Source organism: Sulfidibacter corallicola, from assembly GCF_017498545.1.
In the GTDB taxonomy this organism is placed as follows: Bacteria; Acidobacteriota; Holophagae; order Acanthopleuribacterales; family Acanthopleuribacteraceae; genus Sulfidibacter; species Sulfidibacter corallicola.
Genome location: NZ_CP071793.1, coordinates 9,917,808 through 9,936,852, shown reverse-complemented (window position 1 = coordinate 9,936,852; position 19,045 = coordinate 9,917,808). Strand labels below are relative to the sequence as shown.

Genomic DNA, 19,045 nt, shown 5'->3' with positions numbered 1-19,045 from the left:
ATTCGGCGGTCCCGCATCGTTGGATTCGGGTCGATGGGGATGAGACGATTCAATCCCGAAACTTTGGGAACGCCTTTCGATTTCGTCGCACCGGCAGAGGTACGAATTCGCTCCGTCCGATGACAAATTCAGCCAACACCCCGCTGAATCTCGCCGGTATTGGTCGCCTGCTCGGCTTCTCCGGCGGCATCCGGCTCCTGTGGCAGGGGACCTTCCCTGCGCGGCAACAGAATGGTCACGGTGGTGCCGGCGCCGGGTCCCGAGCTGTTGGCTTCGATGGTGCCCCCCATCTCCGAGACCGCGTTGGCACAATAATGAAGACCGAATCCCTTGGCATCCTGCTTGGTGGTGAACCCTTGCGCGAAAATCTTGGGGTGTTCGGCCAGGGCGATGCCGCTCCCGGTATCACTCACCGAAAGGTGGATCTCGTCTCCGTGATCCTTGCAGCGGATCGTGATCTGCTTGTGATGGCTTTGCAGCATCGCCTCCCAGGCATTTTTGAGCAGGCACAGCAGGATGCGTTGCATTTTGACCGGGTTGAGCCAGACGGGCGGCACATCCTCGATTTCGCGAACGATGTGGATGTCCGTTTCCTCGAACAGGTAGGAGGCGTTGTCGACCGCGGCCCGAATCACTTCGCGCAGACGTACGCGCTCGCCGTAGTGTTCGGCGAGACCGGCGTAGCGTTCCTGGTCCTGTAGGACCGATTGGATGTTGCGCACGTGGGCGGACAGGTCATCCACCTCCCGGGCCAGTTTCTGTTGGTGCTCGTGGAGTCCGGCACCGATGCGGCTGAAAATCTCGCGCACCTTCTGACCCTGTTCACTGTTTTCCACGAAGGTGGCCCAGTGCTCGTCGTCGGGGTTCATCTTGCCCATCAGCTTGTCGAAAAAGGTCAGGTTGCGGTTGTTTTTCAGCTCGGTTTCGAGCAGTTGGGTCGTGGTGGTCAGGCTGTTCAGGGAATTGCCCACCATGTGGACCACGTTGACCGCGATCTCCGCCATGCCCGCCACGTGGGCCGAATCCACCAGGTCTTTGCGGGTCTTGACCAGGTCGCGAATCATTTTTGTCTTGGTCATGGCCGTCACCGCGTGTTCGCGAAAACGCGACAGCATGTGGATGTCGGTGTCGCGGAAGGCATCCGGCGTTTCCGGATGGTCGAGCACCAGAAAGGCCCCCATGGTTCTGCCGAACGGCATCGCGATCAGAAGGCGTGAAGCCGCCAGCGGCAGGCTGATGCCGTTGCGCGGTTGCAGGTCGCCGCGAATGGTGTAGACGCCCGAGGTCGTCTGTTGCGGCATCAACTGATCTTCGTTCAGCAACTGCTGAAACGCGTGCTCCTCCAAATAGAGTCCTCCGGCGGTATAGCCGCTGGCGGCCTCGCAGCGAAAGACCTGTTCGGTGTCGTCGTAGACCAGGCAGAACCCCTTCCGGGCCGAATAGACCAGGGCGATCGCCTGGTCGAGCAGCGTCTGCGCCAACTCCCCGAGATGGACCTGCTGGTTGACCGTTCGCACGATTTGGTCCAGGGTCTCCAGTTCCTCGTTGCGCAGCCGCAACTCGGCGGTGCGGGCGTTGACCTTCTTCTCCAGGTCGTGGTTGAAACGCGCCAAATCCAAGTGGGTGTCTACTCGAGCCAGCAACTCCTCCTTCATGATCGGCTTGGTGAGGTAGTCGTTGCCACCGATCGCGAAGCCCGAGACGAGGTCGCTGACGCGGTTCTTGGCGGTCAGGAAAATGATGGGCAACTGGTGGGGACCGAATTGTTTGCGGATCTCTTCGCACACCTGGTAACCGGAGAGGTGCGGCATCATGACGTCCAACAGCACCAGGTCGAAGGGCGTCTCCTCGCGAATGAGCCGCAAGGCTTCGTGTCCGTCGCTGGCCTCGACACTGTGGAATCCGCGCATCGAAAGATGGTTGATCAACACCTGGCGATTGACGGGCTCGTCGTCCACGACCAGGATGCGGGCATCGCTACCTTCGCGGGTCGGGCGAACGATGGCGTTGGCGGCGAGGTCGGGGATCGGTCGGGGCACCTGGGTCGCCGCCTGGCCGATCTGAATCGATTCGGGCGCCGCGTCGCAGATCGGCAGGGTGAAGAAGAAGGTGGCACCCTCACCGCGGGTGGAGTGCACCCCGATGGTGCCGCCGTGGAGGCCCACCAGTTCCTTGCTGACCGAAAGACCGAGGCCCGTTCCGCCGAAGCTGCGCTCGTCGGAGCCGTCCGCCTGGGCGAAGGACTCGAAAATCCGTTCCTGCTGCTCCTGGGCGATGCCGATCCCGGTATCGCTGACCTCCACCTGAATGAAGCCGTCGCGGCGTTCGGCCCGCAGCCGCACGGAACCCGCGTCGGTGAACTTGATCGCGTTGCCCACCAGGTTGTGGAGAATCTGAAGGACGCGATTCTCGTCGGCGTACACGATCATGTCGCGTTCCACCTGGTTCTCCAGGACCAACTTGTTGGAACGGATCAGGGGCCGCGAGAGGGTCACCACCACGTCGCACAGGGGGCGCAGATCGACCGCCGTGCGGTTGAGTTCCAGGTTGTGGTTGCGCAATTTGGAGAAATCCAGAATGTCGTTGACCAGGCTGGCCAGCCGGCGTCCGCCGGAGACGATCATGGCCAGGTTGGCATCCACCTGATCGGCGACCGGTCCCGCGACACCGTCGCGGAGCGATTCCGCCAGGCCGATGATGCCGTTCAATGGCGTCCGCAGCTCGTGGGAGGTGTTGGCGAGGAACTCGTCCTTGAGACGGTCGACCTGTTTGAGACGTTCGTTCACGCTGCGTTCGAACGCCAGTTTGCGCCGTTGGGCCGTGACGATCCAGATCAGAAGGAAGCTGCCTCCAAGGAAGTAAAGAGTGTAAGCCCAGGTGGTTCGCCATGGCGGTGGGGTGATGCGAATTCCCAGGTGACGGCCCCGTGCGCTGGCGACCCCGTCCAGGTTGATGGCCTCCACGCGGAACACGTATTCGCCCGAATCCAGGTTGGTATAGGTGGCGATGCGACGGCTCGCATTGACGTTGACCCAGTGTGTGTCGAAGCCTTCCAATTTGTAGCGGAACCGGTTTTTCTGGGGATTGGCGTAGTGCAGCGCGCTGAAGGTCAGGGTGAAATCGTTGTGGGTGTGGTCGAGCGTCAACGAGCTCATCCGGTCGATGGGAACGGTCAGGGGCGTGGGTCGAGCCGGTGTGGACAAGGCCACCGGTTTGTTGAGCAGGCTCAATTCCGTGAGGACGACCTTCGGTGGGATGCTGTCCGGCTTGATCAGATTCGGATCGAATACCGTGATGCCGTTGAGCCCCCCGAAAAACATGGTGCCGTCGGGGCTCCGGGTGGCTGCACCCATGTGGAATTCATTGCCCTGCAAGCCATCGTCGTAGGTGAAGGTTCGAAACTTCTCGGTCTCCGGCTCGAATCGGATCAGTCCTTTGTTGGTACTGATCCAGATTCGGCCCTGATCGTCTTCGAGCATGGCGACGCAATTGTCGTTCAGGAACCCGAAACGTTCCGAATAGCTGGTGAATTGGTCGGTTTCCGGGTGGTAGCGGTTGAGTCCGCTGTGGGTTCCGACCCAAAGCGCCCCGTTGGCAGCGATGCACAGGCTCACCACCGAGTTGTGACTCAGGGAGCCGTCTTCGTCGGATTGGTGTCTCCATTGTCGAAAGGTCTCGTTTTCCCGGTTCCACAGGTTGAGGCCTTGGGTGGTCCCGACCCAGAGATCGCCGTCCTCGTTTTCCAGCAGTGTCGTCACCGTGTCGTTGCTCAGGGTGGTGGGGTCATCCGGTTTGCTGACGTAGTGGCGGTAGGTACCGGTACGCGAATCGAAGGCATCCAGGCCTTTGCCGTAGGAGGCGAACCACAGCAGGCCTTCGCGGTCCTCGAGAATCTCGACCACGAAATCGACACCGATCCGATCCGGCGACGAGAGATTCTGGGGATCGGGCAGGTAGCGAACGAAACCGTTCGTTTCCGGATCGAAGCGGTTGACCCCGGTGTAGGTGCCCACCCATACCGAGCCGCCGCGATCCACGTAGACCGCCTCCACCAGGTCGTGATCGAGGGAATTCGGATCTTGGGGGTCGTTGCGATAGTGGGTGACCTGGTTCATTTGCCGATCGACGAAATCCAAGCCGTTGCCGCCGAGCCCGACCCAGAGATGGCCTTCGGCGTCCAGGGCCATCGAGCGCACCTGGTCGCCGCCCAGGGAGCGTTCGGTGTCGGAAGTGCTTTGGTAGTGGGCGAACACTTCGGTTTTGGGGTTGAACTTGTTGACCCCGCGATCCAAGGTGCCGAACCACAACACGCCCGTGCTGTCTTCCATCGCGCTCAGGACCAGGTTCGACGAGAGCGATTCGGGCACACCCGGGTCGTGACGAAAGGCTTCCAGCGACTCCGTACCCGGTGTCAGGCGTTGCAGACCCACTCGCGTGGCCAACCAGATGGTCCCGTCTCGAGCCGGTACGAGCCCGGTGATGTGGTTGACGCTGCCCGCATTGGAGATTTGGTCGTCAAGGCGATACCCGCGGGCTTCGCCCGTCACCGGATTCAAGCGAACGAGGCCGTGTTGTGTGGTGCCGATCCACAAGGTGCCGTCGTCGCCCTCGAAGATGGCCGTCACCTGAATTTGGTCCAGCTCCGACGGACCCAAGTAGGGCACCAGGATCTCGCGGCTGGAGTCGAAGGTGAATAGTCCCTTGTGGCTGCCGACCCAAAGCAGGCCCGATCGGTCCTCCAAAATCTCGGTGACGAAGGCCCGCGACATGTCGGGTCCGCCGGGTACGGTTCGGTTCAGCCGATCGAAGCCGCGCCCGTCGGCCCGCAACCGGTGCAACCCGCCGTGACGGGTGCCCACCCAAATGGTGCCTTGTGGATCCTGGTAGAACGCCCGGACTTCGGCGTCCGCCAGCATGTCGGGATTCGCCCGATCCGCCGGGTAGCGATCGAAGCGCTCCGTATCGCGGTGAAACCGGTTCAATCCGCCGGAGTGGGTGCCCACCCACATGGTGCCGTTGCGATCCTCGTCGATCACCCATACCCAGTCGTCCGAAAGGGAATGGGGATCTCCGGGCACGTTCTTGAAGGTGCGGAAAGTGTAGCCGTCGAACCGGTTCAGGCCATCTTGCGTGCCGATCCAGATGTAGCCCTTGCGATCCTGGTGCAGGCTCAGGGCGGAGTTCTGCGACAGCCCCGCCTGGTCGTCGTAGCGCGCGAAATGCAGCGTTTTCTGCTGGGCCATGAGTCCAGGACCCCAGTTGGGCGGCGCCAGCACCAAGCACAAAAAAAACAACGTGGCTTTTGCAACCGGGAACTTCATAGGGGCTTTCCCAAAACGCGATGTCCGGACTCGAATTCCGCTTATGAGCCGATGCCCCTCAACGAATCATCGGTCAAGGTTCTCTAACGGGCGGGGTCTGGGAGGTTGAAGGGGGGAACGAAGATGCCCAGAATAGCGGGTCGATCCAAGGGACAACGTGCCATCTTACCTTGTTTGACCTCGAGTATGCGAAGTTTGACCTAGAGTGTGCGAATTGGGTGGAGGGGGTGACCGATCGTTTCCGATCGGGCTTTCGGATCGCGACGGTCCGGGGCGAGTCTTCCAAGGGGGAAAGGATCCTGGGCATGGTACCGATCTGTTGCGGCCCAACAGGTTGGTAGCGGGCGTCCGCATCGGGGCGCCGCCGCAAATCGTTCACTTTAGGTTTTAAGGCCATGAATATCAGAACCTTGGCATTTATCTAATACAACGCACGGAGCCGCCGATATCTTTAGCGATATTTGGAGATTTCTCACCGCCCGGTTTTGGTGGATCGCATAGCCCGACAAGACCTGGCTCCAGCCCGCCGCACTCGATCCGATACACAACGAGGACGGTCTCGGCCAACGCACGGGCATCCCCGACGGGACCACCAGACCCAAGTGTCCCACTTTGAACCGGTTTTGGATGACCGTGTCAGTAAGGTTCGCCACATTATCTGGTATTTTTTGCAGTTAATTTGTATAATTTTTTAGATGTTCTACAAAATCAGAGAAAATGACTGGATTTGTGAAAATATGACAAGGTGGCACCTGGTAAATTTAATGTGATCCATATTATCCTTGAAAAATCGCATTCGGTCGTGAATACATTCCCCCTCATTCCCTTTCACCCGTTTGCCCTAGCGGGGCGATTTGAGCCTATCACGCTGGATAGGTTCGTTCGGTGGGGACATCGACATGACGGCTCACTTTGGTTGCCGTGGCTTTTTTTACAGTTCCACGGTTCTTTCCTTTCTTTTGATATGCACGTTTTCGGGGTGCTCGTTGGACTCCGAAGGCATTCCGCTGTCCTATGCGGAGCGCGAGTGGTTGGCAAATCATCGCGATTCGCTCCTGGTGGCGGTGGAGCGCTACTATCCGCCCTATCTGTTCGTCGACGAACAGGGCGAGATTCACGGCGTCTCCGCGGATTATCTGCGCCTGCTTGAGCGGGAATTGGACCTTCGCTTCCGGTTCAGCGACCCGCTCGAATTCCCCCAGATCATCGCAGGCGCCAAGCAGGGGCGATTCGACATCGTCACGTCGATCACCCACATGGATAGTCGTGCCGAGTACCTGAATTTCACGGACCCCTACATCTCCCTTCCGGCGGTGATCATCACCCGGGCCGATGCGGGAACGTCGCTGGAGATCGCCAATCTCGAGGCGATGCGGGTGGGTTCCGCCAAGTCGTTCGCGGTGACCGAACATCTGCGAACCGTGTATCCCACGCTCGACCTGATCGAGACCGACAGCGACATGGACGGATTGCGGATGGTCGCCTTCGGTGAAGTGGACGCCTATGTGGCGGATCTGGGCACGGTGAGTTACCTGATCGAAAAAGAAGGGCTCGGCAACCTGCGTGTCGCGGGCGATGTGGACTTTTCCTACCATTTCGGCATGGCGTCCCGCAAGGACCAGCCGATGCTTCACGCGATCTTGACCAAGGCCATGAGGCATCTCGAAAAGAGGGAGGGTTCCGCGATCTACAGTCGTTGGATCTCGTTGCGCCTGCCGAGCATCTACCAGTCGCCGTTGTTTCGGATCGTGCTGCCGATGTTCGCGGGGATGGTCACGTTGATTCTGCTGTGGAACCTTTCGCTTCGAAGGGTGGTGCGGATGCGCACGGCCGAACTGCGGGAAGAGATCGGGGTTCGCGTGCGGGCCGAGGAAGATTTGCAGCAGGCCCACGACGAACTGGAGGAGCGGGTCAAGCGACGCACGGCCCAGCTCCACGATAAAAACGACGAGTTGCAGCGCGAGATCGCCGATCGCACCCGCGCCCAGGAAGAGTTGGCGATGGCTCGTGAGATCGCCAATTGTACCGTCCACAACATCGGGAACGTGGTCAACAGCCTGGTGGTGGGGTCTCAATCCCTGCGAAGGGTCATGGAGCAATCGAGACTGCCCTCGCTGTTGAGGGGACTGGCCCTACTGGAACAGCACCGCCAACATCTCGCGACCTTCCTCGTCGAGGACGAGCGCGGCCGCAAGTTACCGGATTTCCTCAGCCTGGCGGGAGAGGATCTGGACCGGCAGCGGGAGCGAATGGAATGCGAGATGGAAGAGCTGACCAAGCAGATCGGCCTGATTCGCGAGGTGGCGCGAACCCAACAGACGTTTGCCGTGGAGCGGTCGGGCGAGTGCCGGCTCGACGAAGTCCTGGACGACGCCCTCAAGATTCAGTTCAGCGGAAGAGCGGCTCGCACGATCGAGATCGAACGAGACTACGCCTTCACCCAACTGGTTCCCTATCCCCGCACCAAATTGGCGCACGTCTTTCTGAACCTCATCAAGAACGCGCGGGAGGCGATGGCTTCGGAGTCCTGTCCCGAGCCGAAGTTGTTCCTGGGCATCGAACTCACCGACGATCGACGGGTCAAGGTGAGCTTCTGCGACAACGGGGTGGGCATCGGTCCCGAGAACCTGAAGAAGTTGGGAACCTACGGGTTCACGACCAAGCGGGAGGGTCACGGATTCGGTGTCAAGTACTGCATGGAGACGGTGAAAGCCATGGGCGGTACCATGGAGATCACCAGCGAAGGCGCGGACAGAGGATCCTGCTTCGCGATCTTTCTGCCGTTGGAAACCCATTGGGACCTGGACCCTGCGGACCAGAGCCAACGGGGAACGGCCCCCGGAGTTTCGATGCCTCCGCCCACCGTGGATTCCTGCCTGGCCCCATCGGAGCCCATGGAAGTGGCGGAACCCACGGCCCCCAACTGACCCACAGGCAGGGCCCGGGTCACCGGTTCTCCATCCATCGATGAACGGTGAGACGCGGTTCCCCTAGACCGAGAGTTGCGCCCTGTCGACGGTGAGCGGGGCGACGCAAACGGCTCGCGCCACCGTCCTTCGGGAACTACTTCACCTTCACCGGCACCCTGGCCAGGACCCGAGCCGAGGCTTCGTTGTTGTAGCGAACCTCGTAGTCCCCGGGTTCATCGGGGGCCGTCAGGTTGAGCGGGTTTCCGTGGCGGGTATAGGCATAACTGCCGTAGCTGGCGTCATCGGCGCCGCGCGGCACGATGGTCAAGTAGTCCGAGGATGCGTTGGGTCCCTGCCAGCGCACCGGGAAGGGTTGGCCCGCCGTCAAGGTGTCGGCCACCTCGAGGGTCGTTTCGACAGACTTGACCTCGATCGGCCGCTTCGCCAGGGTGCTGCTGTCCGCGTCGCTCACGTAGCGAATTTCGTAGGGCCCGGCATCGAGTGGCGCTTCCAGGCTGACGGTTTTACCGGCCCTGGTGTAGGCGTAGCTCAGGTAACTGCCTGGCGGGCTGGCCTGCGCCACGATCGTGATGTAGTCGCCGGATGCGTTCGGCCCTTCCCACGACACCTCGAACGCGGCTCCGCCGTTCACTTGTTCCGGAGCCTTCAGCGAGACCGACAGCGGCTTGATCCGAATCGGCACGGTATGAAGGGTGGTGCCGGCGTCGCTGACGTAGCGAAGCTCGAAATGGCCCTCCGCGGTCGGGGCGGTCAACTGCAGTGGGCTCCCGTTTTTGGTGTAGGCCCAACTCTTATAGGTTCCCGGCGGGCTGTTCTCGGGCACGATCGTCACGTAATCTCCCGGATTGTTCGGACCGGTCCAGTCGACCTGGAAGGGGGTCCCGGCGTTGGGAGCGGTCGCCGCGAGCGTGATTGCGGCCTTTTTTCCCGTGAACGCAGCCCGTGCCAGCACCGTGTCGATTCCGCTGGGCAGGGTCGCGATCAGGCGTGCCTCCAAAGGGCCCGGCTCGTCGGGACAGCGTAGCTTCGTTTCGCCTTCGGGCCCTTGGATGTAGGTCCAGCGCGCATGGGTGCCGTCCGGTGTGTCGGCCGTCACGATGGTGACCCAGGGCTCGCCCTCGCTTGGCGCGCCGCGGAAGCGGAGGGTCACTTCCCCGCCCGCGGTGGCGGTTGTCGGCGTGACTTCCAGGTGGGTCTTTCGCTCGGGGACCAGTTCGAATTCGTAGCGATTGGAAGCGTTCCCGGCGACGGCGATGCCGTTGAATTCCAGGGTCCCGGCGTGCAGGTCGACCACTTTCAGGCGGTAGCTGCCCGCTTTGGCGCGGATGTGGTAGTGATCTTCTTTCGTGTCCAGATGGCGCGCCTCTTCCGTGACCGGATCGACGAGCGTCGCTTTTGCGGTGGTCTCCACCTTGCCTTGGCGTTTCAGGACGACGCGCAGGTCGTAGTGGGTTTCGTCGAGCGCGACCGACTGACCGACCTCCTTGGTGAGCGCTTCGGCGAGGGCCTTGGCGCTGGTCACGTTCTCGATGGTGGCGTACCGTGAAAAGACGTCGACGGCTGTTGGGTCCAGGTCGAGTCCGATGATGTGCAGGTCGATTTCGACGCCATTGGCGCGCAGCGCCGTGACGGCCGCTTTCAAGTCGCCGTCGCAGGATTCCAGGCCATCGGTCACCAGCACGATTCTCTTGCGGCCCTCGGCGGGAAAGTCCTCGGCCGCCTTCAACAGCGACAGGGCGATGGGCGTGGCGCCCACGGCCCGAGCCCGGCGCACGGCCTTCAGCAGTTGGTCACGGTCCACGCCCCGCAGGTTCACGGCGAGCAGACTGTCTTCGCAGGCGCCTTCTTCGCGATGGGGGACACGGGAACCGTAGATGCGCAGACCCACGTGCAGGTCGTCGCGGTCGGCGGGCAGGCTCTGGATGACGGTGGCCAGCACGTCCTTGGCCGCGACGATGCGGTAGCGGCCATCGTCGAGCTTGTTCCACATCGAGCCGGAAGCGTCGAGAATCAATTCCAGGTAGGTGTTTTCGGCGGCGACGAAGGGCAACGCGAAAAACAGGGGAAGTAAAAGGGTGTGGCGCATGGGGAATCCTCGTTGAGTAGCGTTCAGTGGCGGGAGGTCGGATGCGTGCCGCCGTCTCGAATAGTCGGTAGCTGCGTTTCGAATCTTCAATTTAGCATGAGTCGTGTGGCTTCAGTGGGATACGCGACGGCACAGCCAACGCGGGTAAGTGGCCTCGAATCACCGATGGTTTCGATGTGTCCCAACGCACCGCACTCCACCAAAAGAACGGTCGAGGAGACACCTCGATGTCCCGACCGTGGGAGCATCGCTGACTCCCAGATCGGAGAGCCCGAATGCTGAGAGATTCGTGGTGCCCGGTAGGTGCAGCAGCTTGCTGCACCAATCGAAGCCCAAGAGTCCCGAATCGAGAAGAAGCCCAAGAGCGGAGCAACGTATACAAATGATTTACTTGCAGTTGTTTGAACTTGGCTGTCCCCCTGCCCCCCACGACGGAATCCCGAAATGCGCCCTGCCGCAACAACAAGAGCGGTCCGCGAGTCATCCGAAGGTGACGACCGAGAGATCGGCCCAGGATCCAAATCGACGGCCCCTTGTGAAGGCCAGGTATCCAAAGCGAACGGCTCCAGTTGCTTACATTTGACTGTCCCCCTGCGTCTCCCCCTGCGTCTTCCAGGTTGGCCAAGAGACGTGCCTTGTGGTGGCAACCCACCGCCCTCGACGAGGATTTTTGACGCCCTGACAGATAACGGAGCTACTCAAAATATCCAAGGGCGTGACTCATGAAGCAACTCTCTGGGTTGGCAGTGCTTCTTTTTGCATTGTTTTTCAGTATCCAATTCGATCGCGTTATTTTGCTCGACATGCAATCGATACTTATCGTGTTCGGCATCGTGTATGGCGGCCACTTGATGACCGGATCCCGCGTCTCCTTATCCGAGATATGGGATCTCCTATCCAAAAAGCAACTTCGCGGACCGGGCCGTCCAGCGGAAATCGCCACCGATCTAGATTTTTGTTCACGACTGGCTTATTCGGGTGGCATGGTTCTCGTCGTGATTTCCTTGATCCGAATTTTGGCCACTGTCAACGATTCTGACAGGCTCGCCCCCTCGATCGCCACTGCGTTGTTGGGCCTGCTCTACGGGTTGCTCTTGGCTGAAGTGGTATTCCAGCCACTCAAACGAGCGGTGCTGGTGGCTGCAAAAGAAACGGCGACATCACGTTTTAAAAGACCGTGGCCCTGGATTCTGGTGACTTTGGCGGTCGTCGCCGGCTTCATTTCGGCGATACCCGGATACCTACGAGAAGAAATCCCGGATGCCTTCTGGCGTGACTGGCAAGTTACGGCCATCGCGATCGGAGACGTCTCGGTCTCCCATCGACAAGAGCGCATCTTCGATAAAAAACATCTTGCCCTGACCATACACGAACAGGGGCAGGCTCACTGGTCTGGGGAAGCGGGGCAGTCCTTTTTCCGGATCGACTTGGAGTACCTGGAACGGATCAATGCCGATGAACTTCTCTATCATTTTTCATTCATCGAGGGTGATGGGAGACGGGCACTTTTCTGGTCTTATCCGGTTGCATTCGATCGTCCAACCTCGATGAAGATTGAGAAAGAGGGGTGGCAAGTGGATCTGACCCTCACTATCAAACGCGGTGGAACCTCACAGCGCGATTGAGCATGAATGGGGGAAGGGTCGGGCAGGACGGGCAAGACCTGTAGGTGCAGCAGCTTGCTGCACCTACCGAAGCCTCCTCGTTTTGGATTGAGAGATGGTTCAACCGCGGAGCGACGCACCCGAACGAGTCACTCGCATGCACCGACGCAGTTGAACAGGCTGATCACCTCGCGAAGGTCCAGGCGGCCCTCGCCCGTGGTGTCCGAGAAGGTCTCGTTTTGATCCGCCGCCGTATTCCAGGCCGCGATCAAGGCCGCGAGGTCCGCGCAGTCGGCCGAGGCGCCGCCCATCACCGGACTGGACGGACAGGGATCGCCGCCGGCGTCATCGTCGTCGATGGTGTAGGTGAACCCTGCCGGCGCGCCCAACATCGCGTTGGTGGGATCGCTCAGGCCGATGACCAGCGTTTCGTCGGGCTCGGCGACCTGATCGTCCACGATGGTCAGGGCGATGTCGCGGGTGGTCGTCTGGGGATCGAACGTCAGGGTCCCCGCCGCCAACACGAAATCGTCGCCGGCCGTGGCCGTCCCGCCGGTCACGCTGTAGCCGACCGTCACCGTCTGTTGGGAAGCGGCGCTGAGCGTGACCGTCACGTTGACCGCCGTCGTCGCTTCGGAACCCGTGCCGGTGCCCGTCGCGAACTGGACCGTCGTCTCGCTGCCCCCGTCGTCGCGCTTGTCCAGGCCCGTGACCGCGAACCGGTTGAGGTACTTCAGCCGGAAGTTGTCGGCACCCAAACCAGGCGGCAGGCCCGTCAGCGTGATTTCCGTGTCGCCAGGCGCCGGTCCGATGGTGGGTTCGTCCGCGGCCCAGAAGGCTACGTTGGTCGCCGGGTCGAACGCGTAACCGCGCGTACCGCCGCCACAATACAGCGTCGCACAGGGATTGAAGTCCAGGTTTTCGACGATGGTTCGGGTGCTGAATTTCAGCACCAACTCGGCCACGTCCACATTGGCGGGGTTGGTCCAGGTCAACCGATAGGTACCGCCGCCCTGGTCGTCGATGCCCAGGTCCAGGAAACCCACGTCCACCTTGTCGCGATGGGTCAGGTCGTAAATGAACCGCAGGGCCTGGAAGTTGGTGCGTACGTTGCCGACACCGTTGAAGATGGTCAGCTCTTCCGGCACGACCCGTCCGTGGTCGTCGAGGAAGGCGTCGTTGCCGGTGCGTTCGTACGCGTAGGCCAGTATGCCGTTGCTGTTGGTGATGTAGCCGTTGGCGCCCTGATCGGTCGCATCGTCGGGCGGCGGCACGAAGAGCTGAACCTCGAACCAGGTGTCGGCCGCATTGGCGATCGGATAGAGCTCGACATTGGTGAAGTAGGCGAAGCCGAGCAAGCGATCGCGCAGGCCTTTGTGCAGGTCCGTCTCGTTGGGGAAGAGCTGCGCGAACAGCGGGGCCACCAGCAACAGGTTCTCCATGTGCTTTTCCACGAAGAAGAGCGTGGAGATGTCGTTCGAGGGCGCGCCGCCGAAGAAGAAGCCGCGATTGGGTGCCCAACCGGCCGCGTTCTGGTTGGCGTCGTCGCTGACCTCGGTATTGACCTGCTGCTGCATGCGGCTGAGCAGCAACGTGTCGTCGCCGCCGGCGAGACCCAGCGTGTCGAAGAAGCCCATCAAGTTGAGGCTGCGCAGTTCGTAGGTGTACCAGCGTTCCTGGAGGTCGGGCGCTTGGGACAGGTCCATCTGGAACTGGCCGCCCCAGCTCAGCCACTCGCGGTGGTCCAGGATGTCGGGGATCGCGTCGCGATAGCGTTCCTTACCCGTCATGTAGTACCAGGGCAGCACCGCCAGCCAGTGGGGGTGTTCCGACTCCACGTAGAACTTGATGCCCGCACCGATGCCGTTCGAGGTTTCCGCGCCGCCGCCGGTGGCCGTCGGCTCGACCAGGCTGTTTTCCCCGATCGTGTCCAGGCCGGGTTTGTAGTCGAACCCGCGCGTGATGGCGAGTTCGGTCAGGGCCGTGACCCAGGCGTCGGTGAGCAGGTAATAGGAGCCCAAACGCGCCAGAATCGTGCGGATCAGGTAGTCGGACACGAAATCGTAGTTGCCGTCGGGCCCGCCGGACGAGCTGGACCCGATCTTGACCACGGCCACCTGGGGGCGACCCCAATTGAAGATGTCGTCGCTGCGGTTCTCCGGGAGGTTGGGCCAGATATCGTCGAGCGTGGGCGGGTCGTTCAGACTCAGGTAATAATTGTCGATCTGCGCCTTGTTGGGAAGGCGGGTGCGGTTCCAGATTGCGCCGGTGCAGGCGTACTGATCCACGTCGCAGACCGCGAAGAGCGGATAGTTCATCCGGTTTTCCCAGTAATCGGCGGTTTGCCCGTTGCCGAACGCCACCAGGAACTCCCGCGTTTCGTGGGCGAAATAGGAGAACCGGAAATTGGCTTGGTCTTGCGGCGTGACCCGGTCCGAGAGGAAATTGAACGCGAAGGTCCCGTTGCCCGCGCCCAGTTGGTAGCCGCCCGACCAGTGGCCCGAGAGCTGTTTGTAGATCAGGTGGAGGCGCCGGGTGCCGTCGTCGAGGGTGGCGTAGCCGCGGGCGTAGTCGACCGCATCGCCCGAGTTGTTGATCGGGTTGGCGATGTCGGTGGTGAAGGCTCGATAGCCGTTGAAGTTGACCCATCGGGTCTGCAGCCCGTCGTCGTTGGCCCAACTCCGGAAGGTCGAGTAACCCTGGGCCAGGTGCAGGTCGGTGTTCAACGGGTTGGAGAAAGTCTCGTCCTGGTCGTTGTTGACGCCGCCGACGCTGTAGGTCACCCCGCTGTCCATGACCGTGTCCAGCCGGAGTTGGGCGCCGTCCACCTCCTGCACGGTGCCGCCCTGGTAGTCGTTGGCGAGGGTGACCTCGGCCAGGAAGTGGCGGGCCCCCTTGAGGAAGTGCAGTCGCGCGCGGAACCGCAGGTAGCGGGTGCCGCCGGTGTCGTAGAGGTAGCCGTCGATGCGGACGGTGGCGCGCACGGGTCCGTTGGTTTCCAAGGTGACGGCCAGGGTCCGAGCCGGCGTGTCGAGATTCGAAAAGTAGTCCGTACCGCCGGCCGATCGCATCCAGACCCCGCTTTCGTTGGTTTGGTTCGAGATGTAGTTCTGGCCGTCCACGGTCAGGCTCTCCACGATGCTGCCACGCGTTTTCGACACCGTGACTTCCATCGGACCCGTGTCGATTGCCACATCGCCGGCATTGTCTGTCGCCAGGTCGGGGCCCGCCACGTTGCCCGCCCCGCCGGTCAGCCGCAGTGTCAGCCCCGCCGCACCATCGAAATCCACCAGGCTGTCGACCAGGACCCAGCGGGCGTTGCCGCTGGCGTGGGTGGCCAGGATTTGGAACTGGTAGTCGTCGGCACCGCTGAGGCCCAGTTGATCGATCGACGCGATATCGGCCGAATCGGGCAGCGGCACGCCGAAGCGCACCCATTCGTCGGTTCGGTTCATGCCGGTGGCGATGTTGCCGGGCAGCGCTTCCTGGACGAAGACCGACACGTCCAGGGGGCCGCCGCCCCCGTCGTTGTCGAGGATCGAGTAGGTGTGCACGTCGTTGCTGCCCAACTGTGCGTTGGTGGGGTTGCTGAGCGTGACCTGGATCGTTTCGGTGTTCTCGTCCTCCGCGTCGTCCACGATCGCGATCGGGACGTTTTGCGTCGTGGTTCCCTGGGGAAAGCTCAGGGTGCCGGCCGTGAAGGTGTAGTCGTTGCCGCCGGTGGCGCTGCCCCCGGTCACCGCGTAATCGATCGTAATCGTGCCGGTGGGCGTACCGGTGATCGTGACGGGCAGGGCCACGTTGGCGATGGCCTCCGAGCCCGACGAGCTGTTCTGGGAAAACTGGACCAGCGGTTCGCCGCCGGGTTCGTCGTCGTCGAGAATGGTGTAGGTGTGCACGCTCGGGTTGCCCAAAATGGCGTTGCCGGGATTGCTGAGCGTGATCTCGATGGTTTCGTCGCCCTCGTCTTCGGCGTCGTTGGTAACCGTGAACGAGATGTTGCGCGTCGTCTGGTCGGGCGTGAAGGTCAGGGTGCCCGCCGCCAAATCGTAATCGGCGCCGTTGCCCGCGCTGCCGCCGGTGACCGCGTAATCGACCGTGACGGTTTGTTGCGAGGCCGCCGAGAGATTGACCGCCACGTCGACACTGGTTACGGTTTCCGCACCGTTGCCGGTGGCCTGCGCAAAGGCCACGCTGGGCGTGCCGCCGCCTTCGAGCACTACCGAAAAGTTGTCGAAATCCACCTGGCTGGCGCCGTTGGTGTAGAGGCCCGTGAAGGTGCCGTTGACGTCGTTGGCCGTGTCGTTCACCTCGAAAGCCTGAATCTCGGCACCGGCGAGGGTGGTCAGGGCCGCGTCGATCTGACCGTCGGCGAAGGTGACGCTGATGCGGTACCAGACGTTGTCCATGATGGAATCGCCGGCGATGGTATTGGTGGCCAAAATGGTTTCGTTGAACAAGTCGTTGCGGTCCAGCGAGATCAACCACTGGCCGAATTCTTCCTTGACCAGGAAGGAATAGGAACTCGTGTCGCCCTGGATTGGATCGGCCAGGGCGTCCTGGGAAAAGATCAGCCGTGCTTCGGGAATGCCGCCGCCGGGTGCCGGGAAGCGAATGTCCGTTTGGAACCGGAGCGTTCCCGAATTGGGAATCTGCGTTTGATGAACCAGCGCACCGTTCGTGACGGCCACCGAACCACCCGCGGCCGTCACCGTGCCGAAGGTCGACCAACCGTCGGTATCGTTGTCGTCGAAATTGTCGTCGATCAAGGTGGTTTGACTCAGAAGCGGAAAGGCACACCACAGGAACCCGAGTGCAAAGAGACTGTTACCTACCAGAATGCGCATCGCGGACCTCTCTTGGGATGGTGCGGCAAGACACGGTGGCGGTTGAGAAACGCCTCGATAGCCGATCGGCGGCTGAAATGCGATGGAGTGATCTGTGTGGTGGGGAGGATGTCCCGAGTATACATCGCATCGATTGTTGGAAAGATTAAAAAAATGAGTTTCCAAAAAATGTGAAACAATCGAATTTTGTTTTGGTGCTTGATCTGAAACATGGATCGCGCGTGCCAGGATCGGCGTTCGGGAGTCGGGGCCTCGCGATGCCTTCCAAAATCCTGGCGAGATCTTCGAGCTCGTTTATAATGAAGCATCCCGCAACGACACTTTTTCTCGGCCTCTGTCCTCGTCCTGGTTCGTCGATCGAGTGAGCGTGGCACGTCACCACCGCTCGTTGCTCGGCCGGTACATCGCCCCGACCCACTCGATCCAGGTGACCTGCATGTCCTTCGTTCGTATCGAAGTGCGATATTCAGGAGGTCTTCATGACGAAGCGTGATGGTGCCCGACCCGCCGCAGGTGCCGGGAAGGGTCACCCGGTCGATCCGGCCCGTGCCGAGGCCCTGATCCACAAGTACCGCGTGGCAGCCGGCGTGGTGGGGGTGATTCCGGCACCCCTGTTCGACCAAATCGTCGTCGGCGGTCTGCTCGGCAAAATGATCTACGATTTGGGTCGCCTCTACGGTGTGAAGGTCCAACTCTACCGCACCAAAGCCATCATCGCGGCGGTGCTGGGCGGCGCCCATGCCGAATGGGTTCCGCGCTACGTGCTGGGCTACCTGAGCATGTTGGTGCCCGTTGCCGGGGTCTACGGTGCCTTTGTCCTGCGTCCCGCCACGGCGGTCGCGGTGGTGAGCGTCATCGGCAGGATCTTCGACAAGCAGTTCGCCAAGGGCCGCACCGTGGCGACCATGGACGTCGCCGAGGCCAAGCGCGAGGCGGCCGCGCTGTTCCACACGCCCAAGGCCACTGCCGTCGCGGTCGTCGACGCGCGGCTTCAGGCCGAACTCGAAGACGGGCGCAGCATTTCGGCGCCGCTGTCGTGGTTTCCCACGGTGGCCGAGGCAGCGCAGGAACGGCGTGCCCGCGTCGAGTTGAGCGGAGACGGTTGGGAGATCCTGTGGCCGGACCTAGGCTTCAGCGTGGCCCTGGCTCAACTGATCGAGGGACGCCCGGCTTGATACCGCGCCGGGTGGGCTGGCCAGCGGGAAGGTCCAGAATAATGCCAAAGAGCGAAGCACGGAATCTCGCTCGCGACCCCAGCCCGAAGTCGCAAGGCCCCCGGTCCCCGCATCATGAGAGGTGCGTCGAGCCTGTAGGTTGGCCCGCTGGGCCGACGCGTCGAAGTAACCCAGGTAACGGAAGGGGGTTACGCCAAAGAGCGAAGCCGATAACTTCCCTCGTCACACCCCAACGAAGTTGCAAAGCCCAAAATCCCCGCATCATGAGAGGTGCGTCGTGCCCGTAGGTTGGCCCGCTGGGCCGACGCGTCGAAGTAACCCAGGAAACGGAAGTGGGTTACGCTAAAGAGCGAAGCCGAAAACTTCCCTCGTCGCGCCCCAACGAAGTCGCAGGGCCCAAAATCCCCGCATCATGAGAGGTGCGTCGTGCCCGTAGGTTGGCCCGCTGGGCCGACGCGTCGAAGTAACCCAGGAAACGGAAGTGGGTTACGCTAATGAGCGAAGCCAATAACTTCCCTCGTCGCGCCCCAACGAAGTTGCAAAGCCCATTATCCCGCATCACGAGAGAGATATCAGGCTTGTAGGTGAGGGGATCGCCCAGGCCAGTTTGCTCCATCAATCGAAGCAACCCAGCAACGACAATCAATTGCGCCAAACAGCGGGCCGTGTTCCCACCCGTTGATCGCATCATTGGGATGAGTCGCTTCGCTCTTGAATCACTTTTCGATTCGTTGCCTAGCGGCTTCGATTGGTGCAGCAAGCTGCTGCACCTACAGGCCTGATTCTCCTCTCACGATGGGGGGACCTGGACTTCACGGCTTTCGATTGGGGTGGCGAGGGGAATGATCGGCGACGCTCTTTGGCGTAATTGGTTGCTGTTGCTTGGGTTACTTCGACGCGTCGGCCCAGCGGGCCAACCTACAGGCCTGATTCTCCTCTCACGATGGGGGGACCTGGACTTCACGGCTTTCGATTGGGGTGGCGAGGGGAATGATCGGCGACGCTCTTTGGCGTAATTGATTGCTGTTGCTTGGGTTACTTCGAAGCGTCGGCCCAGCGGGCCAACCAACAGACGCGACGGA

Annotated in this window: 6 protein-coding genes; 3 read left to right on the top strand and 3 right to left on the bottom strand. The window is 61.4% G+C overall.

The window, feature by feature from the left end:
* Positions 1-128 precede the first annotated feature (128 nt).
* Complete coding sequence (locus J3U87_RS29990; RefSeq protein WP_237379479.1) at positions 129-5,321, bottom strand: two-component regulator propeller domain-containing protein; 5,193 nt, start codon at positions 5,319-5,321, stop codon at positions 129-131.
* A 986-nt stretch (positions 5,322-6,307) separates the two neighbouring features.
* Here J3U87_RS29990 and J3U87_RS29985 point away from each other — a divergent pair.
* Complete coding sequence (locus J3U87_RS29985; protein ID WP_237379478.1) at positions 6,308-8,248, top strand: transporter substrate-binding domain-containing protein; 1,941 nt, start codon at positions 6,308-6,310, stop codon at positions 8,246-8,248.
* 136 nt (positions 8,249-8,384) lie between these two features.
* Here the strand turns inward: J3U87_RS29985 and J3U87_RS29980 are convergent, their stop codons facing one another.
* Positions 8,385-10,337: a vWA domain-containing protein gene (locus J3U87_RS29980; protein ID WP_237379477.1), complete on the bottom strand. Its 1,953-nt coding sequence runs from the start codon at positions 10,335-10,337 to the stop codon at positions 8,385-8,387.
* Positions 10,338-11,059: 722 nt separating this feature from the next.
* Here J3U87_RS29980 and J3U87_RS29975 point away from each other — a divergent pair.
* The gene (locus tag J3U87_RS29975; RefSeq protein WP_237379476.1) at positions 11,060-11,962 is read left to right on the top strand and encodes a hypothetical protein; all 903 of its coding nucleotides are present in this window, start codon (positions 11,060-11,062) and stop codon (positions 11,960-11,962) included.
* 128 nt (positions 11,963-12,090) lie between these two features.
* Here the strand turns inward: J3U87_RS29975 and J3U87_RS29970 are convergent, their stop codons facing one another.
* Positions 12,091-16,788, bottom strand: coding sequence for a Calx-beta domain-containing protein (locus tag J3U87_RS29970; RefSeq protein ID WP_237379475.1), 4,698 nt, complete (start codon positions 16,786-16,788; stop codon positions 12,091-12,093).
* A gap of 479 nt (positions 16,789-17,267) precedes the next feature.
* Here J3U87_RS29970 and J3U87_RS29965 point away from each other — a divergent pair, with 479 nt between their 5' ends.
* On the top strand, positions 17,268-17,963 hold the full coding sequence (locus tag J3U87_RS29965; protein WP_237379474.1) for a DUF2442 domain-containing protein: 696 nt from the start codon (positions 17,268-17,270) through the stop codon (positions 17,961-17,963).
* Positions 17,964-19,045: the final 1,082 nt, after the last annotated feature.